Raw genomic sequence first — 14308 nt, 5'->3', positions numbered from 1 at the left:
ATGGCCACCACCAGATTGATGACCACCGTGCTGCCGCATTCGGTGGCGCCCGACGCAGACTTCCACGTATCGCTGTTCTTCACCCACCGGCTCATCCCGGACGGCGCAGCCGGGACCCTCGCTGACTTCCCTGCGCTGATCGATTGGCCCGGCGCGCTGAGCGGGGCTCAGATCACACTGCGTGTCAACGGTGCACCGGATCCGATCGCGTGCCGTCCGCTGACGGCGGTGCTGAATCCGGCGGGCTGGGCGGCAGCGTTTCCTGCATCGACAGCGGTGACCGGCTTCCCGGCTCCCAAGATCACGCAGGGTGCGCCGTGGCAGTCGTTTCCCGCGTCGGCGATGGGCGACCACGGTCTCGACGCGCACTATGCCTCGGTGTTCTCCTCGCCCGTGACACCGCCGTCTGTCAGCAGCAGTCGTCTGGCGACGGCGGTCCTTGCGTACTGCAGGAGGATCGACGGCACAGGCCCGTTGCTGGGGGAGTTCACAGCTCACCGCCGCAGGCGCGGCGCCTACGAGGCCGCGATCGACAAGGCCCGCCGTGACCGGGCCCAGTCGGTGCGGGATGGCTGCGACTGCACCGACGGCGGCGATCGAGGCCTACAACAACCGGAGTCGTTGCTGTCGACACTGTTCGACCGCAGACCCGGTGAGCCGTCGGCCTTCGAGACCTTCGATCGCGCGGTGTCGGACCATCTGTCGGGCCTGCTGCGCGGATCTCCCCGTCCGCAGCCGGAGGGGCCCGTCGTCGCATTCGCTCCGGCCGCCGGTCAGGCCGCGCCGGTCGAGCGGATGCTGGTGGACAGCCACGCGAGCGCCGAGTACTACCGACGCCCCGAGGAGTCCGAGCCGCCGCCCCTCGCCGAGGGTGAGTCGCGACCACGGCCGGACGCACCGGAGGTCGAGTTCCACTCGCTGGCAGCCGCCGCGGGCAACACCCCCGCGCTGGCGCGTCGACTCGGATTTGTTCTCGACCTCAAGGTCGACGATCCGGCGACGCTGGCCGGCGCCACCGAGGTGACCTGCGAGGTGACGATCCCCGGTGTCGAGAACCTGCTGTCGCCGGTGACCCGATGCGCGGTCGACGGGGATCGGTTCATGGCCACGAATGGCGCAGACGGCCGGTGGGAGAGCGGACTGCTGACGGTCGGCAGGCCCGAATACCGGGTCCTGGACCTCGACCCCGACGCCGCAGGACTCAAACTCGAACAGCACCTGCGGTCCGCGGCCCGTGCGCAGGCCGCCGAGTTCAATGGCGACGAGGTGAACTTCGCGCCGGCAACGTTGCGCTCCAATGGTTTCGCGATTGCCAACACCAATCGGGTGACGGCCGTGCGCGGGACCGTCGGCGCCGCGGAGAACCGCAGTACCGACGTTCTCGCCTCCACGCCCGGCGTCGCCGCGCCACGTTTCACGTTCGGTGAACTCGTGCGAGGCCTGCAGGTGCAGGTGTGGGACGACCACACCCGGGTGTGGCACAGCCTGCATGATCGGACCGTGACCGTCGAGGTGAACGGCACGGTGGTGCTCACCGACGTTCCCGACAGCGGTCTGCTGCAGGGTGCCTCGCCGAGCCGGGTACCAGGTGATCCGGCGAATCCGTACTACTTGCACGAGGTCGTCGCCGGCTGGGACGGGTGGAGTCTGTCCGCGCCGCGGCCGGGCCGCAACATCGTCCACGACAGCGGGCAGGGCGTCGATCCGGGCAGTGAGATCCTGACCGACAACGGTCGCGAGGCAACGCCGGGAGCGTTTGTGGTGCGCAGTTCGGCCCGAGCAGGGTCTCTGCCCGCCCTGCGTTACGGACGTCGGTACGCATTTCGCGTTCTCGGGGTCGATCTGGCAGGCAACGTCGTGTCCCACCCCACCGACACTTTGACCGCCGACGCCCTGGACCCGGTTGCCGTCGTCACCGCCGAGACCCATGTGCAGACGTTGCGGCAGGAGTTCGCGGCACGTGATGCCGCCGGATTCTTGGCGTCCCAGCGTTCGGCGACCGATCCGGCGAACGCCGGCGGTCTCGTCGGCCGGGTCCACGACGCGATGGCACGTATCGAACAGGTCGCCACCAGCTTGAAGATCCGTCCGCAGCTGGACACTCCGGCAACGGATTTCGCGGTACTGTTTGCGCAGTCGGGAGGTCCGGAGACGGTCACCACGCCGCGGCTGTTCCTGCGGTGGGATCCGGTCACCGAACCGACGATCGTGCCGCGTCACCGATTGACGTTCGCAGAATCATTGAACCGCATGGTGATCCGCACGACAGACGCCGGGTCGACCACCACGGAGCGGCACGTGATCCCACCGAAGGTCAGTCAGACCGAAGCCGAACTCGGTGGCCGCTTCGACGCCCTGATGACCTCGCCGGACCCGGCGGCGCGTCGGCGGGCCTACGCCACGGCATTGCGGGAGCGGGGCAACCTGTTCCACACCTCGGTGCAGGACCTCGACGACCCGCTGCGCACCAACCCGGTGCCGTGGCCAGTGCGGTTGGAGTCCGCTCCGACCGTTGATCCCGCCGCGGCCGTGACGTTGGAGCAGTTGCAGCACCGCAGTGTGCGCACCGACCCCGCCATGCCGCATCCGAACGACGAGGCTCAGCCCGCGGCGGGGCAGTACGTCGTCCACGACACCGACGCGCTGGTGGTGCCGTACCTCCCCGATCCGATGGCACGAGGCGTCGCGCTGATGTTCTATGAAGCCGGGGCGGATCACCACCTCGCTGATCGCCGGATCCTGCAGTCGGTGACCATCCCGTACTCGGGGGACTGGCCGGCCGTCGCCGGGTTGCGACTGGTGCTGCACAGCGCCGACACACTGGGCGCCGAGCAGCACGGCAACGAGGTGCGTATCGGGCTGCCACCAGGGGAGCAGGTAGGTGTTGCGGTGTCGTCGATCATCGACCGCGGGGCGCTGGAGACCTTGGGATTGTGGCGCTTTCATGCCGTCCATGACCCCGCGGTGTCAGCGACCGATCGTGCAATCCTCGCGGAGGCCGCAACGGACGGATGGCTGTGGTGGCTCACCCCCAGCACCGACCTACGGCTGGTCAATGCGACCACCCGCCCCGCAACGCCGCCGACGATCACCGCCCTGCGGACGAAGCCGCGCGTCCAGGGAGTGCTCGGCGCGGAGATCCTGGGCACCCTCGACATCCACGGCAGCAGCACCGACAGCGTCGAACTGCGGGCGACCTGGTCGGGGATCGTCGACGACCCGGCGCTGCCCGAGGCCGGCGACGTCAGTGGCGCCGAGGTCGTCAGCACGTTCCCGGTGGGAGCGCAGGAGTCGAGCTCGATCCTGTCTATCGCCCAGGCCGTTGGACCGAGGCCGGTCGGGGTCCCCGAACGTCCGGTGACCCATACGTTGCCGGACACCCGTACCCGGGTGGTGACGTACCGGCTGCACGGGTCGTCGCGCTATCGGGAGTTCTTCGAGCCCGCGGAACTGCCTGTCGCAGACGACCCGGCGTCGGCGGGCAACGGGGTGGAGGTCCGGCATCTGAGTTCGCAGCGACCACCGGCACCCGTCGTCCACGAAGTGCTCCCGATGTTCTTCTGGGAGCAACTCAGCGAACTGCAGCACCCGTTTGCCGTACGCCGGATCCGGCACAGTGCGCTGCGCATCTGGTTGGACAGGCCCTGGTTCGCCAGCGGTGACGGTGAACAACTGGCGGTGATGATCGGCGCACCCGATGCGCCGGCGGGCCAGCGCGACGTGGTCAGTCTGTGGGGTCGTGATCCCGCGGTGCTGGGTCCGGGTCTCGGGACGGCGACCGAACTCCCGTTGCAGTCTGCGTGGGAAGAACGCGCGTTGGCCCTCGAGGTCGACGTCGAGCGCAGGCCGGGTCGACCCCATGGCCGCGTAGCCGACCGAGACAACGTCGTCGGATACCTGTTCACGCCGGAATACGACGTGAGCCGGCGCCGCTGGTTCGTCGACGTACGGTTCGACGCCGCGGACAAGGCCTGGCCATTTGTTCGACTCAATGTTGCTCGGTACCAACCGAATGCCATCGATGACTGTCACTTCTCCTCGGACACCAACACCGACTTCGTCCAGCTGCTGCCGCAGCGGATCTGCACGCTGAGCCGGCCGCACGAGGGGTCGGTACGGGTCACGGTCAGCGGTACCTTCGCGGTCACAGATCACCCGGGTACCGACGCGGCGGCGGCGGGTCTGCAAGGCGGTTCCGCGACGGTGGCGCGGATGCGGAACAGCAGGCAGGTGCGCGCCAGTCTGCAGACCAGGGCCGGCGACGCGACCTCGGACCTCGACTGGTCGACTGTGACCAGTGTCGACTGTGATCTCGAAGGTGCCGACCCGCAGTCGTTTGCCGCGAGCTGGAGTGGTGAGCTGCCGCTCGAGCCCGCGCACCGGCTCGCAACACCGGGTGCCGACACGACGGTTCGCGTACTGCTCGAGGAACACGAGTTGCTACCGACGGACGCCGAACCGGGTCAGACTGCACCCCAGAGCATTTCCCGTCTCGTATATGCCGATCATCTGTACCTGTGACCTGGAGGTCCGACATGCTCACATCAAGTCTGTTCAGCGGCGATCCACTTCTGGAGGCCATTGCGGCCGACGGGCCGCAACGTATATCGACGGCGCAGAACCGTAACGACCCGGCCGTCGTGAAAGTCCAGACCGCACTACTCGATTGGGATCCAGGAGCGCTGCCACTCTTCGGTGCCGACGGTGACTACGGAAGCGAGTCCGCGGGTGCCGTACATCGTTTCAAGCGTGACGAACTGCTTGTTCCCGAGCCTGAGATCGTCGATGACGTCGGACCTCGAACGGTTCGCAGGCTGGACGAAATTCGGGTGGCGGTCGAGAATCCGGTCCCACCTCCGCCACCTCCGCCACCGCCGCCCCCGACGACACTGGTGCGGCGCGATGCCTGGCACCTGTCGGCCGTCGACCAGCGGCATCCGATCCTGACGGCGTACGCGCGGGCCGTCGGCGTTCTCAAGCGCAATGCCGGCACCGATCGCAGGATGTGGTGGTCACACCACACCCAGGTGCATGGGATGACCCCCGATCCGCAGGACGGTCTGCGCAATCAGTGCCAACACTTCTCGTGGTACTTCCTGCCGTGGCACCGGATGTATCTCGATCAGTTCGAATCGGTGTGCCGCGAGATCATCGTCGCCGACCCGCTGACCCCCGATGACATCAAACAGACCTGGGCGCTGCCGTATTGGGATTACGACCGCCCGGACAGCAACGCCCTTCCGCCCATCTTCCGAATGCCTGATCTCGACGGTGCTCCCAACCCACTGTTCGACGCTGAACGTGCCCCCGGGATGAACAGCCTGTCGACCCCGGCGCGGTTGACCCCCGCTGAGACGAGGGCCAGCGGTTGGTTCCGGGCGCGCGACTTCTCTGCGACTGCGCCTTTCCCCAGTTTCGGCGGACCGGTCACCGGATTCCATCATCTGAACGAGTCCGGCAGCCAGATCATGGGGGCACTCGAGAGCACGCCGCACGGCACCGTCCACGGCGCGGTGGGTGGTGTCAACGGCAAGATGATGGACTTCGATCGTGCGGCGGGCGATCCGATCTTCTGGTTGCACCACTCCAACATCGATCGGTTGTGGGAAGTGTGGCGCGCCAACACCGGAGCGGGTCGCGATTCCGTCGATACCGCGTTCCTCAACCGCACGTACGGGTTTGCCGACTCCGTGGGTGGGGCGCAGACGGTCGCGGTCCGCGATGTCGTACCGCCGAGCCCGCGTCCGCACACGTACGAAGACCTGTCTGTACCCTCGTCGGCAGGTGTGGCTCCGGTGAGAGGACTGGCCGTGACCGAGGACAATCCGCCGCAAACGATCGGCGCCATCGACAATCCGCTCGAGCTTGTGAACGGGATCGCCAACGCCGTCGAGCTGTCGATGCCCGACTTCGCCGCCCTGCAGTTCGACAGCCCCGGACGGGTCTTCATCGCCATCGACCACCTGGTGGCCACCGACATTCCTGCAACCACTTTCGGCGTCTATGTCGATGACGGCGGGGACGGCGCCTGGGTGGGTAACCTGCCGCTGTTCGGGCTGGCCGAGTCGATGAGGTCCGATGCCGAGCACGGCCTGAGCTTCACCTTCGAGATCACCGACATCGTCGAGTCGCTGGTCGCCGCAGGCAACTTCGACCCGAGCCGGTTAGGACTGCGATTCGAACCCATCGGTGAAGCCGGCGACACGGTGGGTGTCGGATCAGTGCAGGTCGGGTCCGTCAGCATCTTGCTCGGCTGAATCGCGATGTCGACCGGGACCGTTGCTGCACCCGCCATTCTCAGGTCGCGGCCTGAGTGGACAGTTCTCGCGGCGGTGGTCGCTGCCTGGATCGTGTGGTGCACGCTGGCGATGCGTTCCGGTGGACACGCCGATCACGCTCAGGTGCAGTCCTATTCGATGGCGGCGGCTCTCGACTCGGGCGCCATGTGGCTCGTGATGGTCATGGCCATGATGCTCCCCGCGACGGTACCGGCGATTCGCTACGTGGCGTACGCAACCAGACGGCAGCGTCGGCAGCGGTCGATACTCTTGTTCGCTGCGGGCTTCGTGGCGGTGTGGGTGGTGCTGGGCGTGCCGGTTCTCGGCGTCGCCGAGATCATCGGTGGACCCGTCTGGATCGGCGTACTCGCACTGTCCGCCGCGGCCCTGTACGAGCTCACGCCGCTGAAGCGGAAGGCGCTGCGGCGCTGCCACCGAACCCTGCCGATACGATTCGACGGCCGACCAGCCGACCAATCGTGTCTGAGGTTTGGTATCCATCAGGGCTACTGGTGTGTACACACCTGCGGTCCGGCGATGGTCGCGGTGGTCCTCCTCGGACACCCACTACTCGTCACGGCACTCGTGGGCGCGATCCTGTTCGCTGAGCGAGTTCTCGTACGTCCAGACCGCCTGCGGCTGTTCGTGGGATACGTCGGGCTGGCGTATCCCACAGCTGTGCTGCTCGTCGTGGGGTGAGCGAGGCGCGCTCACAGTGTGTAGGCCCGACCTTCACCCACCCGTTTTTGCGCCGCCCACCTGATGAAACCGGTGGGCGGCGCGAAAACGGGTGGGGGAGTGGCGGGTGGCGGGACGACTACGGCGTCGCGTAGGTCTCCCACAGTTCGCCGACGATGTCGACAACCTCGGGAGGCAGGCAGATCTCTCCGAAGCAGGCCTCGGCCGGCGGTTCGACGGGTGCGGCGGGTGCGGCGGGCTCGACGGAAGGCGCAGTGCTCGGCGCCGTACCCGGCAACACCAGGCGAGAGGGCTCTGCGGTCGCGTTCGGGCCGACGGGTGTGGGGGTGCCCCACTGTTCGGCGCCCTCGCCGAGTGGGACCTCGGAGCAGCCCCAGAACAGGTCGTAGGTGCCGTCAGGCAAGGTGGCGGACCCGTCCGGGCCGGTCTCTGTGAACAGCTTCAGCGGAACGGTCTTCGTGGAGCCGGGCTGGATGACCGCGCTCAACGTCTCGGGGTTGGTGTAGCCGAACACCGGTTTCGTGTCTGCGGTGACGGCAGTGTCTGCGGGCAGTCCGTACAGATTGCAGCCGATGAGGGATCCGGATCCGTTTGTGATCGTCACAGTGGCGTTGCTTCCCGTCACCGTCGGACTGATGGAGACATCGCCCGGGGCTGCGTGCGCGAACGCGGGGAACATCAATAGGGCGGCCGCGCAACCGGATACGACTCCAGCGGTGCGCCGTGCAATTCGAGCCGTCATGGATGACCAAGCCTTTCGACAGTGGTGCCCGAGTGCAGGGTGCACCCGATGATGATCGTCACGGTCACTTTAGGGCAGTGCATGCCTTGCCGCAATTCGAAAAGATGCGGGTCAGCGCCTAGGCGTCCTGGTTTGATCCGCTGGGTTCAGGGGCAACCTGCCGGTGCCCTCAGGTATATCCCGCTCACCCAGGAGAGTTCGATGTCGACAGATGCCATTGTCATCCTCAAAGACGACCACAAAGCAATCAAGAAGCTGTTCAAAGAGTTTCGCGACGCCGGCCCCGATGCAAAGAAAAAGAAGGCCGACACCGTCGCCAAGATCATCGAAGCGCTGACGGTCCACACGTACATCGAGAACGAGGTCATGTACCCCGCAGTTCGCAAAGCGGTCCCGGACGTCGAGGACGACATCCTGGAATCGTACGAAGAGCATCACGTCGCAGACCTGCTGGTCATGGAACTCGTCACGATGACCCCCGACGACGAACGGTTCGACGCCAAGACCTCCGTCCTCATAGAGAACGTGGAGCATCACATCGAGGAAGAGGAAGCCGAGTGGTTCCCGGAGGTCCGAAAGACGCTCGGACGCAAAGAACTCCAGCGCATCGGTGAACAGCTGCTCGAGTCGCGGGCCAAGGCACCGCACTCGCCCGCGCAACCGTCGGCACTGAAGAAGACGATCGACGCCGTCATCAAGTAGGTCGGCCCGGCTGCCGTTCATCTCGACGGCGCGGCGTCAGGGACGCTGGAGTCCGCATTCTCGGACTCATCCGGGGGCGGCGCCGGTGCGTCCGGTGGCGTCTGGGTCGCAGGCGTGGTGGTCCGCGTCGGCGGGGTGTAGATCGGAGGCGGGGTGTAGACCGGCCGCGTCGATGTTTCTCGCTCTGTCGTGGCCGGAGGGCGCCCCGGGTTGGGAGTGTTCTGCCGCCGAGATGTCGAGTCCGGGGTGGCGGGCAGGGGTGGCCGCGATTCCGTGGTCGTGGCGATGGAGCTCTCGGTGGTCGACGGGGCGCTGGTGACCGCTTCCGAGGACGTATGCCGGGTAGGCGGTGCCTGCGCGGCCTTACCGGTCGACGACGGCGGATCGTCGGCCGCGGACGTAGAGGTGACGGGCAGGCTCGAATCGGAGAGTGAGGGTGCTTCCTTGTCGGGGTGCTGGGCCACGGCAACCGCGAGTCCGCCGGCGAGTAAGACGGCGGAGAGCCCCATGACGGCGACTGCGAGATGGGACGGTCTGGCCTTCGGGGACCGGCCGTGCGCAGGCATGGGCCGCTCGCGTCCGGCCAACAGCGCGGCACCGAACGCGACGCTGTACCGGCCGCCGATTTCCCGGACCGGGAGACCCGCCGCACGGGACATCTCCTGGATGACACCGTGCATCTCCGCACCTGCGCCGGCAGCGACGATGACGTCGACTCCGAGGCCGACGACAGGCAGGGCGGCCATCGCGTCGGCCAGGGCGTCGGCACCCGCCTGCTCGTATGCCGGTAGGTGTGCGCTCGGAGCCTGCGCGGTGTCGATGACGGTTCCGAGGGCCGGGTCGATCAACATCAGGGGTGCGGTGGTCTCGGGTCGGCCATGGTGATCGAGGAGCACCACGACCAGGGGGTTGGCGCCGGGGAACTTCGACGACACCGCGGCGGTGAGCGCCGGGGTCGAGGAGGTGATGATCGCATGGGCAAGCCAGGCGGGGGCGTTGATCCGGCGGGCGCGATCGGTGAGCAGAATCTGGACCGTCGGGTCGGTGCACGCCACGGCAACACGCTGAGCCGGGAAGGGTGCCGACTCCACCAGGCGGTCGAGGTGGTCGGGCAGGGTGGCGTCCACGGCAGGTAGTGCGACTCTGTTCCTGGCGACCACATCGTGGTTTGTGGCGTCGATGAGCAGGAGTGTGATCTCGGTGCCGGTGATCGCGAGGCCCAGGGCGTGCCCTTGGCTCATGCTCCCACCTCCGCGATTCCTGATCGTCTCTGTCATTTGTGAGACAGAGTTGCTCTCTTGCGTTGTGTCTGAACGTAATTCGTGAGCATATGGCATTTGGATGGGCGCCGTTCGTGTGAGCTGCGCAACGGGACGACCGGGACTTGCTAAGGGTATTAGGAAAATGTAGCCTCTAGTTAGGGAAATTGGAGGTCACTTATGCCGCGCGTGGGATTGACCAGAGAACGTCTGGTCCGGGCAGGTGCTGAGCTTGCCGATGAGGTCGGCTTCGACCAGGTGACGGCCTCGGAGCTGGCCAGGCGGTTCGACGTCAAGGTCGCCAGCCTGTACTCGCATCTCAAGAACACCCAGGAACTGAAGACAGGGATTGCGCTCCTGGCGTTGGACGAGCTCGCCGAGCGGGCGTCTGACGCGTTGGCCGGTCGGGCCGGTAAGGACGCGTTGATCGCTTTCGCAGACTCCTACCGTGACTATTCACGGGAGCATCCCGGCCGATACGCGGCCACCCAGTTCCGTCTCGATCCGGAGACCGCTGCGGTGAGTGCCGGCGTCAAGCACGCTCAGATGATGCGGGCGATCCTGCGGGGCTACGACCTCTCCGGAGATGACCAAACGCATGCAGTTCGACTGTTGGGCAGCGTCTTCCATGGATACTCGAGCCTCGAGGCGGCCGGTGGATTCAGCCACAGTGCACCGGACTCGCAGGAGTCCTGGACCACAATTCTCGGTACTCTCGATGTCCTGCTACGGAATTGGCCGCGATGAACAAGACCACGACAACGCCCATCACCGCGCGCCTAGTGCGTGGCGCGGCCGACCTCGAGCACACGTCGAATGGTGTGCTCGTGCATCGCCTGCCGGCAGGCGCCCGCAGGCAACACGCCGACCCTCAATTGGCGATGGCCGAATCGCAACCCTCGGGTGTGCGACTTGCCTTCCGAACCGCCGCGACGCTGATCGAGCTGGATGTGCGGTCCACGAAGCGTCACTTCATCGGTCTGCCATCGCGCCCTGATGGTGTGTTCGAGCTGTTCATCGACGGAGAGCAAGCTGGTCGAGCGATCGCGGCGGCCGGCACCACCGTCACCGTCGACATGGCCGCGGGCACGGTCGATCATCAGTCGGGAGCGGTGAGCACTCTCGGCTTCGGTGACCTGGTTCCCGAAGCAAAGACGTCGAGATCTGGTTGCCACACAACGAAAATGTCGAACTCGTCGCGCTGCGCACCGATGCCGCAATCGAACCGGCGACCGGCACACCGCGCCCAATCTGGGTCCACTACGGCAGTTCGATCAGCCAGGGATCCGGGGCTCACACTCCGACCACCACCTGGCCCGCGATTGCTGCAGCCGCAGGCGGAGTCGAACTCGTCAACCTCGGATTCTCGGGTGGCGCGATGCTGGACCTGTTTGTGGCACGCGCCATTCGGGATACCCCCGCCGACGTCATCAGCCTCAAGGTCGGCATCAACATCGTCAACGCCGATCTGATGCGGCTGCGGGCCTTCACCGCTGCGGTCCACGGCTTCCTCGACACCATCCGCGACGGGCACCCCGAGACCCCGATGCTGGTGGTGTCGCCGATCTACTGTGCGATCCACGAGGACACCCCGGGGCCCGGGGCCTTCGACCCCGGTGCGTTCGCGGAGGGACGCGTGGAGTTCCGTGCGACCGGTGATCCGGCGGAGACCGCTGCCGGGAAGCTGACGCTGACCGTGATCAGGGACGAGCTCTCCCGCATCGTCACCGAACGGGCCGGCGACGACCGGAACCTCCACTACCTCGATGGACGAGATCTGTATGGCGAGAACGACTTCGCGGAGCTCCCGTTGCCGGATCAACTGCATCCCGACGCGGCGACGCACGAGCGGATCGGACGACGTTTCGCGGCAACAGCGGCGAACCTCAGACCGTAGCCACCGCCCGCTCGCGGGCCGGGACGAGCGGGAAGACCTGCTCGGCGATGCGGGCGAGTTCCTCATGTGCCGGTGAGCACTGGATCAGCAGTAGCGTGACACCGGCTTCCTGGTAGGCCTTGATCTTCTCGGCGACCTGCTCGGGCGTGCCGACCAGGTCGGGACGCAGGCCCCGGGTCCCGACGGAGTACTCGCGCTTGGACACCTCGACGTCGAGCTCGGAGTTCGCGACGAACTCCTCGAACGATGCGTAGCCCGGCGAGTTCGGGTCGATGGTGGTGATGCGGTCGAGTTCGGCGCGCGCTTCCTTCTCGGTGTCGCGGACGATGATGTACGTCGACATCCCGAACTCGGCCATGTCGCGCTGGTGGATTCGCTGCGCCGTAGCTCGCACATCCAGTACCTGACCGTCGACCGTGCCCTAGTAACCCTCGACCGTGCCCTAGTAACCCTCGACCGTGCCGTAGTTACCCTCGACCGTGCCGAAAAATTGTTGTCATGCAGGATCTACGGCCCACTCGACGTCGACATGGGCACGCTCGTCTGCGTTATCGGCACGCTGGGCGGGCATCAATTGACCGTCCTGCCCGTATTCGAGGCGGGTGATGTCGTTGTCGGTGGTGTGCAGAACCGTCAGCAGTGTCTCGCGGTGCGGCGGCAGTACGCGAATTGTCAGAGTCCCGGTGTCCGCGCCGTCCAGGGCGTCGCGGACGTTGTTCAGCAGGCGATCTCGGACTGATACAGGTTTGCCGTCGAGCCCACCATCGTCGAGCATCACCACTTCGACACCGCGGGAACGGGTTGCTTCGATGGCGTTCCCGATCGCAGGTGTGGCCAGCGCGGGTGCCCGCAACGTATCGCGGAGGTGGGCTTCGAGAAGTCTGGCTGTGAGCCGGTCATCGTCGGCGAGAGGATCGCCTCTGGCTAAACGCTCCAGAAGTGGCCGGGCGACTTCGTCGAGCTGGGCCAACCTGCGGTCACGTTCCTCGAGCACGGCCTTGTCTGCAGCTTCAGCTGCGACCCGCAGCGTGGCCTGCTCACGAAGTTCGAAAACCCGGCGGGAGGCAGGCCGGATCCTCCACGCGAAGAACGTTGCCATGAGCAGCGGCGCCAGCTTGACCACCGACAGCTGCAAACCTTCCACGTAACCGATCCCCATTCGTTGCCCCCACAGCATGTGGGATCCCAGAATGGCGATCATTCCGATCCACGCCCACACTGCCCGGCCCCGCACGCACATATAGATGTAGATGGCGAGTGCCGCCCATGACGGCCACAGCTGCAGGCCCGAGATCGGCGGGTCCACCTTGTACAGAACGAGGTTCATCGCCACCACACCAGAGGCGGTCAAAGCGACGGTGATCGGAATCGGTAGCGGGTCTCCCCTCACCGTGATGAGAGCTACTGCCGCCAGGCTCATGATGAGCCACGCGGTGAGCTCGAACCAGATGCTTCCTGGTGGGCTGGTGTTCACGGCAATCAGGGCGTAGGTGACGACGAATGCTCCGACGAGCAGCCTGGCCGCGCTGGTTCTGAACCCGAGTACCTCATGAACGTCGGGTGTTGTCGTCTCGGTCATGGGATCGGCCATTCGAGGTGCACTCGTGTTCCCGATCCCGGGCTGCTCTGTACATGTGCGGAGCCGTCGGTCAGGCGTCGCATACGGCCAATGATGCTGACCGCAATACCAAGACGATTCGGAGCAACGGCTGTGGTGTCGAAACCCTCACCGTCGTCGACCACATCGACCGTCAGCAGGGCCTCGGACAGTCTCACGGTCACGGTCCGGCAGGCGTTGCTACCCGCGTGTAAGCGACTGTTTCGTAGGGCCTCGGAGAGGGCAGATCCGACGGCGCGCACGTCGTCCGCGGGAAGTTGCTCGATCGCGCTGCTGTCGATGTGTTGTACATCGAAGGTCGCACGGTCGTCGGCGTCGGCGGATGCAGACCGCAAGTGTGTGATCGCCTCGTCGGTGGAGAACACCGGGTGCAGCACCGGAGGAGAGTGCAGCGCGTCGAGTTCGGTCAGCGTCGATTCCGCGAGCGGGCCGACGACGGTCGGTGGCTGGCCACGGCTCGCGGCAAGAAGCGATGCCAACACGCTGTCGTGGACCAAGGCATCGAAGCGTTCGCTCTCCACCCTCCGCGCGTGCTGCGCCGACGCGCTGGCCGCGGCTTGATGCGACATGGCGGTGGTGGAATCGAGTAGTCGTCCAGTTCGTATCGCCATCGCGGCTCCCCCCACGAACAGGGTGCAGAACATGATCGCGAATGCGATGTCGGTGAGCAGCATCCCGAAGGACGAGCCGCCGCGCGCAGCGGCCGTGATCGCCATGACGCTGGTGCAGCTCACAACCATGTAAAGGAAAGCTGCCCAGATCGGCCACGCGACGATCGCTGCCAGGCTCGCCAGCCCAGGGAAGGATGCGAGCCAGAACGCATCGCCCGCAGCGAGATCGGGGCCTTTCCAGGCAAAAGGCCACACGGCTGCGGCGAGCAAGAAGGCCAGCGCTGCGGCGGCCGCCCCTACCCTGATGAGGCGGACGTTGGACCGGAAGGACAGAACACCGGGAAGTATGCCGAGACCGAACACCGCTATCACGGTGGGCGGGGTCCACCATGGGGCCATCCGGGCCGATTCGCTTGCGATCGACGGCATCAGCAAAGTGAGATAAGCGACGTATCCAACGCTTACCAGACGGGCCACCATACGCAGTATTCGATCGACATTT

General features: G+C 66.2%; 12 protein-coding genes. 6 read left to right on the top strand and 6 right to left on the bottom strand.

What is annotated here, in order from left to right; genetic code table 11:
- From BFL43_RS14925 to BFL43_RS14915, 3 genes are read left to right on the top strand one after another with little or no spacing between them, the layout of a single operon-like run.
- Positions 1-4521, top strand: a complete 4521-nt coding sequence (locus tag BFL43_RS14925) for a hypothetical protein (RefSeq protein WP_084893308.1) — start codon at positions 1-3, stop codon at positions 4519-4521.
- 14 nt (positions 4522-4535) lie between these two features.
- The gene (locus tag BFL43_RS14920) at positions 4536-6257 is read left to right on the top strand and encodes a tyrosinase family protein (RefSeq protein ID WP_143695333.1); all 1722 of its coding nucleotides are present in this window, start codon (positions 4536-4538) and stop codon (positions 6255-6257) included.
- Between the two features lie 6 nt (positions 6258-6263).
- Positions 6264-6977, top strand: a complete 714-nt coding sequence (locus tag BFL43_RS14915) for a DUF2182 domain-containing protein (protein WP_084893306.1) — start codon at positions 6264-6266, stop codon at positions 6975-6977.
- A gap of 118 nt (positions 6978-7095) precedes the next feature.
- Here BFL43_RS14915 and BFL43_RS14910 read toward each other — a convergent pair whose 3' ends face one another.
- Positions 7096-7719 carry a hypothetical protein gene (locus BFL43_RS14910; RefSeq protein ID WP_143695332.1) on the bottom strand — a complete coding sequence of 208 codons (624 nt, stop codon included), beginning with the start codon at positions 7717-7719 and terminating at the stop codon, positions 7096-7098.
- A gap of 201 nt (positions 7720-7920) precedes the next feature.
- Between BFL43_RS14910 and BFL43_RS14905 the strand changes: the two genes are divergently transcribed.
- The gene (locus BFL43_RS14905) at positions 7921-8421 is read left to right on the top strand and encodes a hemerythrin domain-containing protein (RefSeq protein ID WP_084893393.1); all 501 of its coding nucleotides are present in this window, start codon (positions 7921-7923) and stop codon (positions 8419-8421) included.
- Between the two features lie 17 nt (positions 8422-8438).
- Here the strand turns inward: BFL43_RS14905 and BFL43_RS14900 are convergent, their stop codons facing one another.
- On the bottom strand, positions 8439-9662 hold the full coding sequence (locus tag BFL43_RS14900) for a hypothetical protein (RefSeq protein WP_143695331.1): 1224 nt from the start codon (positions 9660-9662) through the stop codon (positions 8439-8441).
- A gap of 198 nt (positions 9663-9860) precedes the next feature.
- On the opposite strand from BFL43_RS14900, the gene BFL43_RS14895 reads away from it, so the two are divergent.
- Positions 9861-10427 (top strand): TetR/AcrR family transcriptional regulator, encoded by a 567-nt coding sequence (locus BFL43_RS14895; protein ID WP_084893303.1) that lies wholly within the window; start codon positions 9861-9863, stop codon positions 10425-10427.
- A gap of 32 nt (positions 10428-10459) precedes the next feature.
- On the opposite strand, the gene BFL43_RS29900 is transcribed toward BFL43_RS14895, so the two are convergent.
- Positions 10460-10855: a hypothetical protein gene (locus tag BFL43_RS29900; protein ID WP_346425969.1), complete on the bottom strand. Its 396-nt coding sequence runs from the start codon at positions 10853-10855 to the stop codon at positions 10460-10462.
- Between BFL43_RS29900 and BFL43_RS29895 the strand changes: the two genes are divergently transcribed.
- Positions 10849-11577: an SGNH/GDSL hydrolase family protein gene (locus BFL43_RS29895; protein ID WP_346425968.1), complete on the top strand. Its 729-nt coding sequence runs from the start codon at positions 10849-10851 to the stop codon at positions 11575-11577. The genes BFL43_RS29900 and BFL43_RS29895 overlap by 7 nt on opposite strands.
- On the opposite strand, the gene BFL43_RS14885 is transcribed toward BFL43_RS29895, so the two are convergent.
- From BFL43_RS14885 to BFL43_RS14875, 3 genes are all read right to left on the bottom strand, one after another.
- Positions 11567-11971, bottom strand: a complete 405-nt coding sequence (locus BFL43_RS14885; protein ID WP_240498277.1) for an LLM class flavin-dependent oxidoreductase — start codon at positions 11969-11971, stop codon at positions 11567-11569. The two genes, BFL43_RS29895 and BFL43_RS14885, sit on opposite strands and share 11 nt — an antisense overlap.
- A gap of 102 nt (positions 11972-12073) precedes the next feature.
- Positions 12074-13156: a hypothetical protein gene (locus BFL43_RS14880; protein WP_206186678.1), complete on the bottom strand. Its 1083-nt coding sequence runs from the start codon at positions 13154-13156 to the stop codon at positions 12074-12076.
- The gene (locus BFL43_RS14875) at positions 13153-14235 is read right to left on the bottom strand and encodes an ATP-binding protein (RefSeq protein ID WP_240498276.1); all 1083 of its coding nucleotides are present in this window, start codon (positions 14233-14235) and stop codon (positions 13153-13155) included. The genes BFL43_RS14880 and BFL43_RS14875 overlap by 4 nt, the downstream gene beginning before the upstream one ends.
- Positions 14236-14308: the final 73 nt, after the last annotated feature.

Source organism: Williamsia sp. 1135, from assembly GCF_002095395.1.
Taxonomy (GTDB): domain Bacteria; phylum Actinomycetota; class Actinomycetes; order Mycobacteriales; family Mycobacteriaceae; genus Williamsia.
This window is presented reverse-complemented; position numbering and strand designations above follow the sequence as displayed.

What these genes read in the sequence shown, in the direction of transcription:
- BFL43_RS14925 (WP_084893308.1), top strand. Translation starts at nt 1, where the DNA reads ATGGCCACCACCAGATTGATGACCACCGTGCTGCCGCATTCGGTGGCG.
- BFL43_RS14920 (WP_143695333.1), top strand. Translation starts at nt 4,536, where the DNA reads ATGCTCACATCAAGTCTGTTCAGCGGCGATCCACTTCTGGAGGCCATT.
- BFL43_RS14915 (WP_084893306.1), top strand. Translation starts at nt 6,264, where the DNA reads ATGTCGACCGGGACCGTTGCTGCACCCGCCATTCTCAGGTCGCGGCCT.
- BFL43_RS14910 (WP_143695332.1), bottom strand. Translation starts at nt 7,719, where the DNA reads ATGACGGCTCGAATTGCACGGCGCACCGCTGGAGTCGTATCCGGTTGC.
- BFL43_RS14905 (WP_084893393.1), top strand. Translation starts at nt 7,921, where the DNA reads ATGTCGACAGATGCCATTGTCATCCTCAAAGACGACCACAAAGCAATC.
- BFL43_RS14900 (WP_143695331.1), bottom strand. Translation starts at nt 9,662, where the DNA reads ATGAGCCAAGGGCACGCCCTGGGCCTCGCGATCACCGGCACCGAGATC.
- BFL43_RS14895 (WP_084893303.1), top strand. Translation starts at nt 9,861, where the DNA reads ATGCCGCGCGTGGGATTGACCAGAGAACGTCTGGTCCGGGCAGGTGCT.
- BFL43_RS14880 (WP_206186678.1), bottom strand. Translation starts at nt 13,156, where the DNA reads ATGACCGAGACGACAACACCCGACGTTCATGAGGTACTCGGGTTCAGA.
- BFL43_RS14875 (WP_240498276.1), bottom strand. Translation starts at nt 14,235, where the DNA reads ATGCCGTCGATCGCAAGCGAATCGGCCCGGATGGCCCCATGGTGGACC.